At 69.9% G+C, this 15023-nt stretch carries 19 protein-coding genes; 8 read left to right on the top strand and 11 right to left on the bottom strand.

Going from position 1 to position 15023, the window contains the following annotated elements:
- Nucleotides 1–6: 6 nt before the first annotated feature.
- From HDA45_RS10460 to HDA45_RS10440, 5 genes are all read right to left on the bottom strand, one after another.
- Complete coding sequence (locus HDA45_RS10460; RefSeq protein ID WP_184894152.1) at nt 7–831, bottom strand: methyltransferase domain-containing protein; 825 nt, start codon at nt 829–831, stop codon at nt 7–9.
- Entirely contained in the window at nt 828–1208 is a 381-nt protein-coding gene (locus HDA45_RS10455) for a VOC family protein (RefSeq protein ID WP_184894150.1), read from the bottom strand. Before HDA45_RS10455 ends, HDA45_RS10460 begins: the two co-directional genes overlap by 4 nt.
- A gap of 163 nt (nt 1209–1371) precedes the next feature.
- Nucleotides 1372–2109, bottom strand: coding sequence for an FAD:protein FMN transferase (locus HDA45_RS10450; RefSeq protein WP_184894147.1), 738 nt, complete (start codon nt 2107–2109; stop codon nt 1372–1374).
- Entirely contained in the window at nt 2106–2525 is a 420-nt protein-coding gene (locus HDA45_RS10445) for an FMN-binding protein (protein WP_184894145.1), read from the bottom strand. Before HDA45_RS10445 ends, HDA45_RS10450 begins: the two co-directional genes overlap by 4 nt.
- Before the next feature lie 18 nt (nt 2526–2543).
- Nucleotides 2544–3890, bottom strand: a complete 1347-nt coding sequence (locus HDA45_RS10440) for a ferredoxin reductase family protein (protein WP_221471069.1) — start codon at nt 3888–3890, stop codon at nt 2544–2546.
- Nucleotides 3891–4036: 146 nt separating this feature from the next.
- On the opposite strand from HDA45_RS10440, the gene HDA45_RS10435 reads away from it, so the two are divergent.
- Both HDA45_RS10435 and HDA45_RS10430 read left to right on the top strand, forming a co-directional pair.
- A complete protein-coding gene (locus HDA45_RS10435) occupies nt 4037–4735 on the top strand; it encodes a response regulator transcription factor (protein WP_343072042.1) in 699 nt (232 codons plus the stop codon).
- Complete coding sequence (locus HDA45_RS10430) at nt 4732–6165, top strand: sensor histidine kinase (RefSeq protein ID WP_184894139.1); 1434 nt, start codon at nt 4732–4734, stop codon at nt 6163–6165. The genes HDA45_RS10435 and HDA45_RS10430 overlap by 4 nt, the downstream gene beginning before the upstream one ends.
- A 3-nt stretch (nt 6166–6168) precedes the next feature.
- Here HDA45_RS10430 and HDA45_RS10425 read toward each other — a convergent pair whose 3' ends face one another.
- Nucleotides 6169–6819, bottom strand: a complete 651-nt coding sequence (locus HDA45_RS10425; protein WP_184894137.1) for a pyridoxamine 5'-phosphate oxidase family protein — start codon at nt 6817–6819, stop codon at nt 6169–6171.
- Between the two features lie 90 nt (nt 6820–6909).
- Between HDA45_RS10425 and pdxR the strand changes: the two genes are divergently transcribed.
- Together pdxR and HDA45_RS10415 are read left to right on the top strand one after the other, a co-directional pair.
- Nucleotides 6910–8268, top strand: a complete 1359-nt coding sequence (gene pdxR / locus HDA45_RS10420; protein WP_184894135.1) for a MocR-like pyridoxine biosynthesis transcription factor PdxR — start codon at nt 6910–6912, stop codon at nt 8266–8268.
- A 33-nt stretch (nt 8269–8301) separates the two neighbouring features.
- A complete protein-coding gene (locus HDA45_RS10415) occupies nt 8302–9273 on the top strand; it encodes a zinc-binding dehydrogenase (RefSeq protein WP_184894133.1) in 972 nt (323 codons plus the stop codon).
- A gap of 16 nt (nt 9274–9289) precedes the next feature.
- Here HDA45_RS10415 and HDA45_RS10410 read toward each other — a convergent pair whose 3' ends face one another.
- Nucleotides 9290–9832, bottom strand: coding sequence for a DUF3515 family protein (locus HDA45_RS10410; protein ID WP_184894131.1), 543 nt, complete (start codon nt 9830–9832; stop codon nt 9290–9292).
- 19 nt (nt 9833–9851) lie between these two features.
- Entirely contained in the window at nt 9852–10085 is a 234-nt protein-coding gene (locus HDA45_RS10405) for an Lrp/AsnC family transcriptional regulator (RefSeq protein WP_101609830.1), read from the bottom strand.
- 133 nt (nt 10086–10218) lie between these two features.
- On the opposite strand from HDA45_RS10405, the gene HDA45_RS10400 reads away from it, so the two are divergent.
- Entirely contained in the window at nt 10219–11175 is a 957-nt protein-coding gene (locus HDA45_RS10400) for a thiamine-phosphate kinase (RefSeq protein ID WP_184894129.1), read from the top strand.
- A gap of 3 nt (nt 11176–11178) precedes the next feature.
- On the opposite strand, the gene HDA45_RS10395 is transcribed toward HDA45_RS10400, so the two are convergent.
- Entirely contained in the window at nt 11179–11913 is a 735-nt protein-coding gene (locus HDA45_RS10395; protein ID WP_184894127.1) for a GNAT family N-acetyltransferase, read from the bottom strand.
- A gap of 110 nt (nt 11914–12023) precedes the next feature.
- Between HDA45_RS10395 and HDA45_RS10390 the strand changes: the two genes are divergently transcribed.
- Together HDA45_RS10390 and HDA45_RS10385 are read left to right on the top strand one after the other, a co-directional pair.
- Nucleotides 12024–12494 carry a GNAT family N-acetyltransferase gene (locus HDA45_RS10390; protein WP_184894125.1) on the top strand — a complete coding sequence of 157 codons (471 nt, stop codon included), beginning with the start codon at nt 12024–12026 and terminating at the stop codon, nt 12492–12494.
- Nucleotides 12495–12502: 8 nt separating this feature from the next.
- Nucleotides 12503–13024: a gamma carbonic anhydrase family protein gene (locus HDA45_RS10385; protein WP_184894122.1), complete on the top strand. Its 522-nt coding sequence runs from the start codon at nt 12503–12505 to the stop codon at nt 13022–13024.
- Here HDA45_RS10385 and HDA45_RS10380 read toward each other — a convergent pair.
- Nucleotides 13021–13236, bottom strand: a complete 216-nt coding sequence (locus tag HDA45_RS10380; protein ID WP_184894120.1) for a hypothetical protein — start codon at nt 13234–13236, stop codon at nt 13021–13023. The two genes, HDA45_RS10385 and HDA45_RS10380, sit on opposite strands and share 4 nt — an antisense overlap.
- 294 nt (nt 13237–13530) lie before the next feature.
- On the opposite strand from HDA45_RS10380, the gene HDA45_RS10375 reads away from it, so the two are divergent.
- Nucleotides 13531–14208, top strand: a complete 678-nt coding sequence (locus HDA45_RS10375; RefSeq protein ID WP_184894119.1) for a uracil-DNA glycosylase — start codon at nt 13531–13533, stop codon at nt 14206–14208.
- A gap of 601 nt (nt 14209–14809) precedes the next feature.
- Here HDA45_RS10375 and rpmB read toward each other — a convergent pair.
- Nucleotides 14810–15001, bottom strand: a complete 192-nt coding sequence (gene rpmB, locus HDA45_RS10370; RefSeq protein ID WP_007031450.1) for a 50S ribosomal protein L28 — start codon at nt 14999–15001, stop codon at nt 14810–14812.
- Nucleotides 15002–15023 lie beyond the last annotated feature (22 nt).

The following is a 15023-nucleotide window of genomic DNA, read 5'->3' as shown; positions in this document are numbered from 1 at the left end:
GTCTGCTCACGCGACCTTCACGGCCTCGATGGTGAAACTGGCCGCCAGCCGCTCCGGATCCTTCTCCAGGCGCCATTCCTCGGTCGCCTCGTCCACGGTCATGAACCCGGGCAACGCGTTCCACGGCACGCTGTCGTGCTCCACCAGGCGCGTCAGCGTCAGCCCCGCCTCGAGCAGTGAAGTGACGATCTCGCCCAGCCCGTGGTTCCACTCGTGCGTCCGGTTGTTCTCGAACGAAACGTCGGTGTCCACATAGGTCCCCGGCTCGTCCAACACCAGCGGCTGGGCCTGCTCGAAGTACGGGTAACGCGGCGTGATCACCGGCTGGGTCTCGTCGAGGGTGCCCAGCATCGGGTGCATGTCCCGGATGAACAGCCGTCCGCCCGGCCGCAGCAGCGTCGCGACGACCTGTCCCCAGCGGGCGATGTCGGGCAGCCAGCAGATCGCGCCGATTCCCGTGTAGACCAGGTCGAACTCCCCGGCGCCCAGTACGTCGGCGGCACTGTACACATCGGACTGATGGTAGTCGATTTCCGTACCCGTCTCGGCCGCGAGCCGTCGCGCGATCTCCAGCGCGGGCGCGGAGAAGTCGAGGCCGGTCATCCGCGCGCCGAGGCGGGACAGGGAAAGCGTGTCCGTGCCGATGTGGCACTGCAGGTGCACCCCGCGCGCGCCGGAGACGTCGCCGAGCAGCGGCCGGTCGAAGGTGACCACACCGCTGAGATGCGCGGGGTCCGCGACGAACCGGTCGTAGCCGTAGTCCGCCGACGCGGCGTGCGCCGGAGCGCGTTCGTCCCAGTTCGCGCGGTTGACGGTGAGGTAGTCCGTCACGAGGTCGCGGCCTTTTCCGCGGCGCTGCGCAGCACGCAGAATTCGTTGCCCTCGGGGTCGCCGAGGACGGCCCAGCCGGTGCCGTCCGGGTTGCGCCGGTCGTGCAGGAGGGTCGCGCCGAGCTTCAGCACGCGCTCCACCTCTTCGTCGCGCGGGATGTCGGGTTCCAGGCAGAGGTGGATGCGGTTCTTCGTCGTCTTCGGCTCGGGGACCTGGCCGAAGAACAGCGTGACACCGTTGTCCAGCACGATGATCGCCTCGGGATCGCCGGGGTGGTCGTCGTCGGCGAGCGGTTTTCCGGTGACACCGCTCCAGAACCGCCCGAGCTCGTAGGCGTCGGTGCAGTCGAAGAAGAAGTTTTGTACGACAGAGGCCATGGGACCGCAGTCTGCCTGAGCCCGGGAACCCCTGCCAGCGTTTTACGGAGGTGGGGCGACTTCGGCTCGGGCCGGACTCGATGGTCGCCAGGGATGTCGCGAAAGCCACTTTCGGGACATCAGACGTCCCGAAAGTGGCTTTCGCGACATCGGGAGCCCGCGCTTAAGCCAGCCGCAGCCCCGGCGACCGGTGCACCTGCCGTTCCGCGTCGACGATCAGCACCTGGCAGCCCCGTTGCGAAGCGACCCAGGCGATCCCCTCGGTTCCCATCGCGAAAGTGGCGGTGGCCAGGGAATCCGCCGTGACGAGGTCGTCGGCGGTGACGGTGACGCTCAGCAGTCCGGTCGCCGGGCGCCCGGTCCGCCCGTCCAGGATGTGCGCGCCCCGCTCGTACTCCGCCGAGGTCGCGACGGCACCGCCGGACGATTCCACCACGGCGCAGATCGCGTCGAGCCGTTCGGGATGCCGGATGCCGACCCGCCAGGGGCGGCCGGGTTCGGGTTCACCGGAGGTGACCACGTCCCCGCCGGCGTTGACGCAGAAGACGTCCAGGCCCTCGGCCAGCAGCAGTGACGCGGCCCGCTGCACGGCCCAGCCCTTGACCACCGCGTTCGGATCGAGCCGCCGTCCGGGCAGCCGGGCGGTGAACGCCCCGCCGGACAGCCGTTCGTAGTGATCGCACAGCGAAAGCACCTCGAGCAGATCGTCGCTCAGCCCCGAGGGCGCGAGTTCGCCGCGGTCGTAGCGGCAGACCTCGCTGTCGGCTTTGAACGGGCTGAACCGGGCGTCGACCTCCCTCAGCCAGCCGAAGACGCCGTCGATCGCGTGGTCGACGAGTGCGCCGCCCGCCCGGACGTCCACCGAGACCGGCAGCCCCATCACCTGTTCGACCCGGTTCATCTGGCGTCCAGCGCCGCCTGCAGCGATTTGACGTACGACTCGCTCGTCGAGGTCGCGCCGGAAACGGTGTCGATGTCGGCGCTCTGCGCTGTCAGCGTCTCCTCCTGCAGGACAGGGATCGCGTCGACACCGCGTCCGCTGGTCGGCTGCCGCAGCAGCCGGACCTCGGAGATCCTGTCCTCGGCCGAGATCACCAGTCGCACCTGGACGGTGCCGTACCGGTTGCTTTCCACCGAGCCGTCGATGGTGCGTTCCGCGCCTTCGGAGGCACCACCGTCCGAAGAGGACACGGTGGACGGGGCGGGGGCGGCGACGGCCACGGTCTCCGAACCGAGCGGACCCGGTTCGTACAGCCAGACACCGAGGAAGCCGAAGGTCGAAAGAGCGACCGTGGCGGCGACGATGGTCTTCTTCATGATCGGGGACTCCCTGGTTCAGGCGGCGAGGCTGAAACGTTCGGCGTGGACCTGGCTGCCCGGCACCCGCAGTTCCCGCAGGCTGCGCAGGGTCGCCGAGGTCATCCCGGGCGGGCCGCAGACGAACACGTCGCGGTTCCGGACGTCCGGGACCATCCGCCGCAGGCTGTGCGCGCCGAGCACCGGACCGTGCGGACCGGCCTGATCGGACGGTCCACTGAGGACATGGACGACTGCTCCGCGCGCCCGTGCCAGCCCCATCAATTCCGGCAGGAGGACGGCGTCGTGCTGGGTGCGGACGCGGTAGAGCACCACGACATGACCGGAGATCTCCTCCAGCAGCGCGCGGATCGGCGTGATCCCGACGCCGCCCGCGACCAGCAGCGCGTCCGGTTTCCGTTGGTGCATCGTGGTGAACGCGCCGTACGGGCCTTCGGCGAACACCCGGGTGCCGACCTTCAGCGAACGCAAAGAAGCGCTGCCGTCGCCGGCGGCCTTCGCGGTCAGCCGCAGCGTGCGGCCGTCCGGCGCGGCCGAAAGCGAGAACGGATTGGCCTGCCACCAGCGATCCCTGGTCATGAAGCGCCAGAGGAAGAACTGGCCCGCCTTCGCGGGCATCCTGTCGAGGTGTTCGCCGGTCATGTACACCGACACGGTGTCGTGGGATTCGGGGACCACGGCGACGACCTTCAACTGGTGACGCAGGTTCCGCGCCAGCGGCAGGATCACCCGCCCGGCGAGCACCGAGCCGAGCGCGACACCCCACATCGCCCACCAATAAGCCTGCGCCCCCGGCGAAGACGCGAACGAACCGCCCAGCGCGATCTGATGGCTGAACGCCAGCACGACCGCGGCGTAGGTGTAGAGGTGGATGAAGTGCCAGGTCTCGTACGCCAGACGGCGGCGGGCGAAGCGCGCGGAAACGGCGCCGACGAGCAGGATCAGCGCGAAAGCGACGACAGCGCGCAGGATCCCCTCCAGTTTGGTCACCATCGTGACGAACTCCTCGACCACGCCGTTGTCCTCGACCTGCGCGTAGCCGAAGACGATGAAAACGAAGTGAGCGAGCAGCGTCCACAGCAGGCTGAACCCGGTCCAGCGGTGCCAGACGGTGAGCCGGTCCATGCCGAGGCGGCGGTCGAGCCACGGCAGCCGGGCGACCAGCAGCAGCTGGAACGCCATCGCCAGCGCCCCGTACAGCCCGGCGAGCCTGCCGATGCTGATGAGGACGTTGTCCGACGGCCCGGCGGCGAAGAAGAGCATGGTCACGGCGGCCACATTGGCCACGATGAAGGTCAAGAGCCCGGCGCGTGCGGCGATCCTGGGACGGATCGCCGGGCGCGGTTTCACGGCGGTCTGCGTCATGGTTGTCACACGTGGTCCCTTCCGGTCCGGTTCAAGTACCGAGCCTGATGTGCCAACCTGTGACCTTTCTTGGCGGAAGCTGTCGGCTTCCTGTCGTAAGCGCTCCCGCCTCGCTCTCGCGCGCGCGGTCACGGAGGATGGGATCCGTGCACACCGAAAACCCCGTTCGCCTGCTCGTGGTGGACGACGAGCCGCATATCGCCGACCTGGTGGCCACCGTCGCCCGGTACGAGGGCTGGCAGGCCGTCACCGCCGGATCGGGCGAGGCCGCGCTCGCCAAGGCCGCCGAATTCGCGCCCGACATCGTCGTGCTCGACCTGATGCTGCCCGGGATCGACGGGTTCACCGTGCTGGACAAGCTCCGCGAGGCCGGGACGGCGGTGCCCGTCGTCTTCCTCACCGCGAAGGACGCGACGGCCGATCGCGTCGCCGGGCTCACCCGGGGCGGCGACGACTACCTCGTCAAGCCGTTCTCCGTCGAGGAACTCATGGCGCGGCTGCGCGCGGTGCTGCGGCGTAGCAGCAGCCAGTCCAGGAGTGCCGCTCTGCTGCGGGTCGGCGATCTGACCCTGAACGAGGACACCCGCGAAGTCGCCCGTGCCGGGAAACCCGCCGAGCTGACGCCGACCGAGTACGAACTGCTGCGCTATCTCATGCGGCGTTCGCCCTCGGTGATGACCAAGGCGCAGATCCTCGACCACGTCTGGGAGTACGACTTCGGCGGCCGGTCCAATGTGGTCGAACTCGTCATCTCGCATCTGCGCCGCAAACTCGACGCCGGCCACGAGCCGCTGATCCACACCGTGCGCGGCGTGGGTTACGTCGTCCGGCAGGCGGCGAGATGAAGATGCTGCGCCGGTGGTACGACGCCTGGCGCCGTTCGAGGCTCGGAACCCGGCTGGCACTCGGACTCGGCGTGCTGGCGCTGGTCGTGTTCGCGGTCGTCGGCACCGTGATGGTCGGCATCATGAAGGGCTATCTGAACGACCGGCTCGACGAGCAGCTCGCCAAGACCCAGATCAGCCAGGTGCCGTCGCTGCGCACCACGCACGGCGGGAAACCGCAGCAGGCCTACGGCTGGTTCTCGGCCGTGTACTCGGTGCGGAACGGCGACGCGCTGCCGCAGGCGGGCGGTTCCCTGCCACCGGACACGAAGGCGCTCGAGAAGGTCGCCGAGGACGCGACGCAGACCGAGGTGCTGCGCACGGTCTACATCGAGGACAAGGGCACCTATCGCGTCCGGGCCTGCCCGATCGAGCGGAGCCAGAACATCGTGCTGGTCAGCGCCGCACCGCAGGCGGATCTGGACCGGACGGTCAGCCAGCTGGTGATGGTCGAGGTCGTCGCGTTCCTGCTGGCGCTGGCGGTGTTGGTGATCGCGGGACGGCTGGTGCTGCGGCGCGGGCTGCGGCCGCTGAGCGACATGGCCGGGACGGCGCACGACATCGCGTCGCACGATCTGACCACGAACGCCGATCTCCCGGTGCGCGCGCGGGCCAACGGCGGCGGCGCCGAGGTCGAGGAACTGCGGACGGCGTTCAACGTGATGCTGGCGCACCTCGATTCCTCACTGGTCGCGCGCCGGGAAGCGAACGAACGCCTGCGGAGGTTCATCGCCGACGCCTCACACGAACTGCGCACGCCGCTGACGTCGATCCGGGGCTACGCCGAGCTTTTCCGCTACGCGGCGGCCAACGAACCCGCCGAACGCGAGGCGCATCTGTCGAAGATCCGGGAAGAGACCCAGCGGATGAGCGTGCTCGTCGACGATCTCCTGCTCCTCGCGCGCCTCGACGCGCCGGAGACCGAAGCACCGCTTCGGCTGGTCGACGTCGACATCGCCGAGCTGATCACCGACGCGGGGGAGGCCTTCGCCGCCGGTCGCCCGGAGCATCCGCTGAGCCTCGGCCCGATCCCGGAAGGTGTTGTGCTGCAAGCGGATCCGGTGAGCCTGCGGCAGGTGCTGGACAACCTCCTCGCCAACGCCGCGGTGCACACGCCGCCCGGTACGGCGGTCACGCTGTCGGGCGCCGCCTCGGGCTCGGAGGTCGTCCTGCGGGTGAGCGACGCCGGGCCGGGGATCCCGCCGGAGGCACGGGAACGGATCTTCGACCGGTTCTTCCGGGTCGACACCGCCCGCACGCGCGGCAACGGCGGGACCGGGCTCGGGCTTTCGGTGGTGCGCTCGCTGGTTTCCGCGCACGGCGGCACGATCGACGTCGAGAGTGTGCCGGGAGCGACGACGTTCACCGTGCGGCTGCCGCGACGGCGCTGAGCGTCAGTCCCGTTCGCGTACGTGCGCGGGGACCTCCCAAGTGCTCACCAGGTCCTTCGACGGTTCCGGCTCCCCGAAGACGGTCCGCACCGGCAGCACCCCCGCCCACGAGAGATCGGCCGCGACCTCGTCCTCGGGATCGTCGGGACCTTCGCCGCGCATCTTCACCGAAGCCTCGGTGAGGTCCAGCTCCAGCACCGAAACCGACGCGAACTCCTTCGCGTTGACGTCCCGCGCGTGCTCCCACGAGCCGGGCGCGAGATGGTCGGTCAGGACGCGGAGGCCGTGCATCTTCCGCTCGGGATCGGTGACCGCGGCCGCCCTGCCCAGGATCACCGCGCTGCGGTAGTTCATCGAGTGGTTGTTGACCGAGCGCGCGTAGACGATGCCGTCGAGCAGGGTCACCGTGACGCAGACCTCGACGCCGTCGGAGTCGCGCATACTCTTCGCCCCGGTGGATCCGTGCAGGTAGAGCGTGTTCCCGTCGCGGCCGTAGCCGGTCGGGATGACCAGCGGGACGCCGTCGCGCACCACGCCGAGATGACAGATCAGGGCTTCGTCGAGCACCGCGTACAGCGCCGATCGATCGGTGAGCGCGCGGTTCTTCTTGCGGCCGAGGGTGGTCCGGTCGGTGGGAGAGAGCGGGGTGGACATGCGAGCAGTCTCACCCAGGAGAGTGGACTGTAATAATGTCCAATTCTCCTATACTTGAGAAGGCCACTTCCGAGGAGTGCGGAGTACAGCATGTCCGACACCGCCTTGCCGGTCAGCCTCGACCGCGATTCGCTCGTCCCGCTCGCGGTCCAGCTGGCCGACGCGTTGCGCGCCGCCGCGGGCGACGGGCATCTGCGCGGCGGCGACAGGCTGCCCTCGACCAGGGCGCTCGCGCACCGGCTGGGCGTCAGCCGAACGGTGACGTCGGCGGCGTACGAGCAGCTTCACGCGGAAGGCTGGATCGCCGGCCGACACGGCTCCGGCACCTACGTCACCACCACGCCACCCGCGGACAGGCCGTCGAAAGGGCCCGCGCCGGGAGTGGCCGCGGCGCCGCCCACGCTGGTCGACCTCACCCCGGGCGTGCCGTGGGCCGACGGGATCGAGAAGGCGGCCTGGCGCCGCGCGTGGCGGGCCGCCGCCGACCCTCGCCCGACCTATCGCGAGGACAGGGCCGGCCTGCCCGCCTATCGGGACGCGGTGTCGGAGCACCTCCTTCGCCACCGCGGGCTCGCCGCCGGGACGGTGCTGGCCACCGGCGGGACGACGGCGGCGGTGATCGAACTCGCGGGCGCGGTGCTCGCGCGCGGCGACCGGGTCGCGATCGAGGAGCCGGGCTATCAGCGCGCGGTGCAGGCGTTCCGGCGGGCGGGGATGGAGGTCGTGCCCGTCGGGGTCGACGAGGAGGGCCTGCGCCCGGACGCCGTCCCGGCCGACGTGCGCGCGGTGTACTGCTCGCCCGCGCACCAGTACCCGCTCGGCAGCCGGATGAGCGCGTCGCGCCGGGTCGAACTCGTCGAACTCGCCCGCGCCGAGGGCATGCTGGTGATCGAGGACGACTACGACGGGGAGCTGCGGTTCGACGTCGCGCCGCTGCCGCTGCTGGCCGCGCTCGCTCCCGACGTCGTCGCGCATCTGGGGACCACGAGCAAGATCCTCACCCCGGCGCTGGGTGCGGGCTGGATGGTCGCGCCGTCCCCTGTCGCGGCCGCGGTGCTGGAGTACCGAGAAGGGACCGGGACGCGTCCTTCGCCCGCGGGGCAGCGGGTGCTCGCGGAACTGGCGCGGCACGGCGATCTGGGGCGGCACCTGCGGAAGCTCCGCCGGGAACTGTCGGAGCGCCGGTCCCTGGTTTCGGCGACGCTGACGTCGGCGGGGATCCCGGTGCTCGGCGACGACGCGGGCGCGCATCTGGTCGTCCCTTGTGGATCCGCCCCCGAGGAAGCGGCGCGGATGGCGGCGGCGGAACGCGCGGGGATCCGGCTCGACGGTCTGGCGCGGCATTTCGCGGGGACGCCCACGGTGTTCGGGAACCTCATCGGTTACGCGGGTTGCTCGCGTGAAGCGCTCCACTCCGCCCTCAAGCCGCTTCTCGCCGTTCTGGGTTGACCTCTACCTTGCTGGAGGTCGTAACTTTCGATCATGCAGGCGATCAGAGTGTCCCGATTCGGTGGTCCCGAAGTTCTCGAACAGATCGAACTCCCCACTCCCGAACCCGCGGAAGGTGAGCTCCGCGTCGCGGTGACGGCGGCCGGAGTCGGCTGGCTCGACGCCCTCATCCGGCGAGGAGACGGCCCGGAAGTGTTCGCGATCGAGCCGCCGTACGTGCCGGGGGGCGCGGTGGCGGGCACCGTCGACGCTGTCGGCGCCGGGGTCGACGAGACCTGGCTGGGCAAGCCGGTCCTCTCCCACGCGCCGGGCGGATACGGCGGGGGATACGCGGACACGGTCATCGCACGGCCGGAAGACACCTTCGAGATCCCGCCCGGCCTCGACCCGCGGCACGCGGTGGCCCTGCTCGACGACGGCAGTACCGCGTTGGCGCTGCTGGAAAAGACCCCGGTCGCGGCCGGGGAACGGATTCTGGTGGCGCCGGGTGTCGGCGGTCTCGGCAGCCTGCTGGTGCAGCTCGCCCGCGCGGCGGGTGCGACGGTCATCGCGGCCGTCCGCGGCGAGGAAAAGGCGGCGATCGCCCGGAAACTGGGGGCCGAGCCGGTCGACTACTCGGTGGCGGACTGGACCGGTGAGGCCCTCGCCCTCACCGGGGGCAAGCGGCTCGACGTGGTGTTCGACGGCGTCGGCGGCGAACTGGGCGCGGCCTCGCTCGCGCTGCTCGGGAACGGCGGCCGGTTCTCCGGCTACGGCATGTCCAGCGGCGCGGAAACCGTGATCGGCGACGCCGACCGGGCCCGGCTGACCATTGTGGACATGGCGCAGCTGGTCGGCTTCTGGCCCGACAACCCGCGCCGGGTGCGGGAGGTGCTGCGGCTGGCGGCCGCAGGGAACCTGACGCCGATCATCGGCCGGACGTACCCGCTGGCGGAGGCGTCCGCCGCGCACGCGGACATCGAGGGACGGCGGTACACCGGGAAGACCCTGCTGGTCGTTCCCTGATCAGAAACGCGGGCGGTCAGAAACGCAGTGGTACCGCGGGGAGGTTGGCGGCGATGACGTCCGAAACGGTCTGGAGCGGCCCCGTCCCCGCGGTATCCGGCACGGTGAGTGCCGTGTAGACGGGACGGTCCACCACGAACCAGGTCGCGGTGCCCTCACCCTGGACCTGCAGCCACTGGACCTTGTTGATCGTCCGCAGCTGCGAGGTCGGGTTGAGCTCCGGCGGCTTGCCGAGCCCGCACCGCAGGACCACCGGTTCGCCGGTGCCCCAGCCGACCGACGCCTCGGGAGCCGGTTCGGCCAGCTTCCGCCGGACCAGCGTGTTCCCGGACGACGTGAGTTCGTGCGGAAGCGCGCCGATGAGCTTCGCACAGTCGGGTGAACCCGACTGGAACGCCGGGATCGGGACGAGCGGAAGCGGGCCGTCGGCGGCCGGGGTGACGGGATCCGCGCCGCGGGTCAGCCCGAAGACGGCCACACCCGCGGCGAGCAGGACCGCCAGGCAGGCGGCCGCGATCAGCAGTGGTTTCGGGGGAGCGCCGGTGTCCGTGTCAGCCACCGGACAACTACACCACCTCTTACAGATTCACGACCGGGCAGGTCAGCGTACGGGTGATGCCCTCCACGTTCTGCACCTTGGCGACCACGAGCTGGCCGAGCTGATCGACCGTCTCGGCCGCGGCCTTGACGATGACGTCGTACGGGCCGGTGACATCCTCCGAACTGGTGACACCGGAGATGGTGGAGATCTCCGCGGCGACCGCGGCGGCTTTGCCGACCTCGGTCTGGATGAGGATGTATGCGTGGACCACGGCGCGCCCCTTCGTAAAAGTCGGCTCAAAATAGGAACGTTGTAGCAACGTATCGCCAGCCCCGGGAAAAACCTAGGGCTTCCGACTATCGGTGATCGACATTTGTCCGGACAAGGGAAAGTGGAGGTGACGGGTGTCACCGAACGACGGCACGGTCGCCGGGACCGGTGAATTCCGGTTGATCGAGGCGGTGACCTCCGGCCGGAAACAGCCGGAGTCGACGCTGCTCGGACCGGGGGACGACGCGGCCGTCGTGGCCACCCCGGACGGGCGGACGGTGGTCTCCACCGACGTTCTCGTACAGGGCGTGCACTTCCGGCTCGACTGGTCCAGCGCCGAACAGGTGGGGCGCAAGGCGGTCGCGGTGAACCTCACCGACATCGCCGCGATGGGTGCCCGCCCGACGTCCGTCCTCATGGGATTCGCCTGTCCACCGGACACCGAGACGTCACTCGTCACCGAGCTCACCAAGGGCATGTGGGCCGAAGCCGACCGCGCCGGTGTCGGGATCGTCGGCGGCGACATGGTGAGCGCGAGCCAGATAGTGATCAGTGTCACCGCGCTGGGCGACCTCGGCGGCCGGGAACCGGTGACGCGGTCCGGCGCCCGTCCCGGCGACGTCGTCGCGGTGTGCGGACGGCTCGGCTGGGCGGCCGCCGGTCTCGCCGTGCTCGGGCGGGGGTTCCGCTCACCGGTGAGCGTGGTCAACGCGCAGCGCTGTCCCGAACCGGATTACGAGGCGGGCGTCCGCGCGGCCGACGGCGGCGCGACGTCGATGATCGACGTGTCCGACGGGCTGCTGTCCGACCTCGGTCACATCGCCACCGCCTCCGGCGTGGGGATCGACGTGCGGACCGCGGATCTCGACGTGTCGAGCAGGCTGACCGAGGTCGGCACCGCCCTCGGCGCGGACCCGCTGAAGTGGGTCCTCACCGGCGGCGAGGACCACGCGTTCGCGGCGACCTTCCCCGCTTTCGCCGACCTGCCGGAGGGCTGGACCGAAATCGGCGTCGTGACCATGCCGGATTCGGGGGTGACGGTGGACGGGAAGCGGTACGGGCACAACGGCGGCTGGGAGCACTGGCGCTAGCGGTCAGCGTGAGGCCCACCAGGTCGACTCGGCGGAGACGGTGAAGCCGAGGGATTCGTACAGCGGCCTGCCCGCCTTGGAGGCGGTGAGGGTGACCGGCAACTCGGCCAAGGGCGCGAGGGAGCCGAGCATCGCGGCCCGTCCGACGCCACGGGAGCGGAAGGCCGGCGGCGTGCCGACCCAGTAGTGGCTGCCGAAGCCGTCCTCGACGACCGTGACGGCCGCCCCGGCGACCTCGCCGTCGAGCCGCGCGACGAACACCTCGACCCCCGGCTGTTCGAGCAGGGCCATCGGGAACAACTCACCCGCGCGGTAGGGCTCGAACCGGGTGAGTTCGAAGCCCGCGATCACCACGAGTTCGGCCGCCCGCAGGTCCGCCTCCGTGCGCGCCCGGACCACCTCCATCGCGGGCTCGGCGACGGGGCCGGGCGGGCGGAGCATGACGGGCATCCGCCAGCTGCGCATCTCCCCGAGATGGTGCAGATCGGTGGTGCTGAAGGGATCCTCCGCGTCCACCGGGCCGGCCGCCCGCGCGGCCAGCTCGGTGATCTCCGCCACCTCGTCGGCGGTGAGGCCGGGTTCCTGGATCAGCACGCGCAGCCCCGCGCGCTCGTCACCGGCGACGGCGAGGAAGCCGCGACGGCGGATCACCTCGTGGCCGCGGGCCCGGCCGGTCGCGGCCCAGAACGCGGCAGAGTTGCGGGCCTGGCGCCGGGGCGCCCCGGTTTCGATCGACATGATCGGAACCTAAGGCGCGGGAAGGCCGAGGCGACAGTGCCGATCACGTCACATCCGCTTGGGCCAATTCTGCTTTCCCCGCGCCACGGCCGCTCGCTAACCTCGCGCTCATGGACCTTCGTGTGCTGCCCTACGACCACCCCGACGCGGTGAAGCTCCTGGCCGAAGCCCAGCTCGAGCTGGCCGCCCGGTACGGCAGCGAAGACGAGACGCCGATGGACGGGGCGCAGTTCGCCGCGCCACGAGGGCTGTTCCTGGCCGCCTACCTCGACGACGTCCCGGTCGCTTGCGGCGCGTGGCGTGCGCACGACGGACCGGATCCGTTGCGGCCCGGCGACGCCGAGATCAAGCGCATGTTCGTGATGGCCTCGGCACGCGGACGAGGCGTCGCGCGGGCGATCCTCGCCGACCTCGAACGGACGGCCGCCGAAGCCGGACGGATGCGTATGGTGCTGGAAACCGGCGACAAACAGCCGGAGGCCATCGCGCTGTACCTGTCGGCGGGTTACCGGGAGATCCCGGGTTTCGGGTACTACAAGGACGAACCGGAAAGCGTCTGCTACGGCAAGTCGCTGGTCTAGGAGAACGCATGCCGATCTACGCACTGGGCGACCTCGAACCCTCGATCCACCCCGACGCCTACGTCCACCCCGACGCGACGGTGATCGGCGACGTCCGCATCGCGGCGTTCGCGTCGGTGTGGCCGCAGACCGTGCTGCGCGGTGACCACGGCTACATCGAGATCGGCGAGCGGTCCAACGTCCAGGACGGCTGTGTCCTGCACTGCACCCGCGAGGAACCGACGGTGATCGGGAATTCTTCCGCCGTCGGGCATTCCGTGCACATCGAAGGCGCGCGGATCGGCGAAGGCTGCCTCATCGCGTCGGGATCGGTGGTGCTGAACGGAACCGTCGTCGAGGACGGCGGGATGGTCGGCGCGGGCGCGGTTCTCTCCTATGGGTCTCATGTGGACAGTGGCCACATCGCGCTCGGCGTCCCGGCGAAGACGCGGCCGAACACTTCGTTCGGACCGGATTCGATCAAACGCGTCGTCGACGGGTATGTGGAGCGCGCGGCCCGGTTCCGGGTCGAACTCCGGCGGCTCGACTAGGACTTGTCCGGCGGTTCCGCGTCCTCGGCCTTTCCCGATTCGACGTGATAGAAGGGCAGCCTGATCTTGAACGGGGCGCCTTTGCCGTTGCGCAACTGCTGACGCTGGGTCAGCCAGCCCGCGAGGAAGATCAGCAGGAGGATGCCCGCCGTCACCAGCAGCGCGGGAACGGACATCCCGAGCAGACGGACGAAGAAGCTCTCGAACGGCACAGCCCAGCCCTCACCTGCCGACGAGTCCCGGGGCATCCCCACCAGCCGGTCAGGGTTGGTGTGCGGACCTGCTTGCTCGTGCTTCGGGTGCCCCGGCCCCGGGTGACCCTTGGAGGTAGGCCAGGCGGAACACCACATCTCACAAACCTGCTAGACCGGGCAGGCAGCCGGTGGGGAGATCACGACGCCTTGGCGCGAACGTCGTTCTCCGCCGGGCCAGGATACGAGCTTGTGACCGCGGTCTCAACCGGCCGGGAAAACGACCTTCGACCGGCCTGGGTAAGCTCGCTCGCCGTGACCGCACGACCGCTGCAGGACATCGTCGAAGCAGGCTGGGCGCAGGCCCTCGAACCGGTGGCGCCGCAGGTCGCCGCGATGGGGGAATTCCTCCGCGCGGAGATCGGCGCGGGCCGGACCTATCTCCCGGCGGGTGAACACGTGCTGCGGGCCTTCCAGCAGCCGTTCCACGACGTCCGGGTGCTGATCGTCGGCCAGGACCCGTATCCGACGCCCGGGCACGCCGTCGGCCTGAGCTTTTCGGTGGCGCCGGACGTCCGGCCGATCCCGAAGAGCCTGATCAACATCTACAAGGAGTACTGCGAGGACCTCGGGCACCCGTCGCCGTCGAACGGCGATCTGACCCCGTGGGCCGACCAGGGAGTCCTGCTGCTCAACAGGGCGCTGACGGTGCAGCCCGGCAAGTCCAACTCGCATCAGGGCAAGGGCTGGGAAGACGTCACCGAACAGGCCATCAAGGCCCTCGCCGCGCGGGACGAGCCGATGGTGGCGATCCTGTGGGGCCGCAACGCGCGGAACCTGAAGCCGATGCTGGGGAAGGTGCCGTGCATCGAGTCGGCGCACCCGAGCCCGCTTTCGGCGCACGCCGGCTTCTTCGGCTCGCGTCCGTTCAGCCGGGCGAACCAGCTGCTCGCCGACCAGGGCGCCGGTCCCGTGGACTGGAAGCTCCCCTGACTGCCGCTTGAAGTACATGAAGGGGGCCTTCATGTACTTGGGAGCGCGGGGTGAGCGTGGCCGGCCGACTCGGTACTTCACGTGATTGCGTGGACGTCACGTGTGATCAGACGGGCAACTCGCGTGATTGGACGGGCCACACGCGCGCGGCCGGGGTCTCACCGCGAGTCGGCCGTCCAATCACGCGAGTTGTCCATCCAATCACGCGAAACCGCCGACCGTAGGTACCTGAGACACGCTTGGCCCCAACCCGAAACGCCACTCACGACCCACCACGGCGCGGCTCCCTGGTCGCCTTCATGTACTTGGGGAAGGTGTGAAGGTCGAGTTCCCTCGGCTGAGCCGCGTGAAGGGGTCCTTCACGCGGCACCGCAGTGACTGCTGGTGCGCGTGGGGCAGGCGTGGCGATCCGCAAGGCCGTGAAGGCCTCCTTCACTACCTTCAGGGTAGGTAAGGAGGCCTTCACGGACCGGACCCACGACCAACAGCGACCAGAATCCAGATAGGTACCTAAGACACCCGGCGCCGGACGGGGAACCACCCCGCCCATAAAAAATGGCGGGTGCTCCGAAGAGCACCCGCCATTCCCCAAAAACCCGGCTCAGCCGCGAACGACCTTGCCCGCCTTGATGCACGAGGTGCAGGCGTTCAGGCGCTTGCGCTGGGACAGACCGATCTTGGCGTGAACGGTCTGGATGTTCGGGTTCCACCGGCGGTTGGTACGCCGGTGGGAGTGCGAGACCGACTTGCCAAAGCCCGGTCCCTTGCCACAGACGTCGCACACGGCAGCCACGTCGAACTCCTCTGGATCTGGG

The organism is Amycolatopsis umgeniensis (assembly GCF_014205155.1).
In the GTDB taxonomy this organism is placed as follows: domain Bacteria; phylum Actinomycetota; class Actinomycetes; order Mycobacteriales; family Pseudonocardiaceae; genus Amycolatopsis; species Amycolatopsis umgeniensis.
Note: the sequence above shows the minus strand (reverse complement) of the source record. Positions and strands in the feature narration are given on the sequence as shown.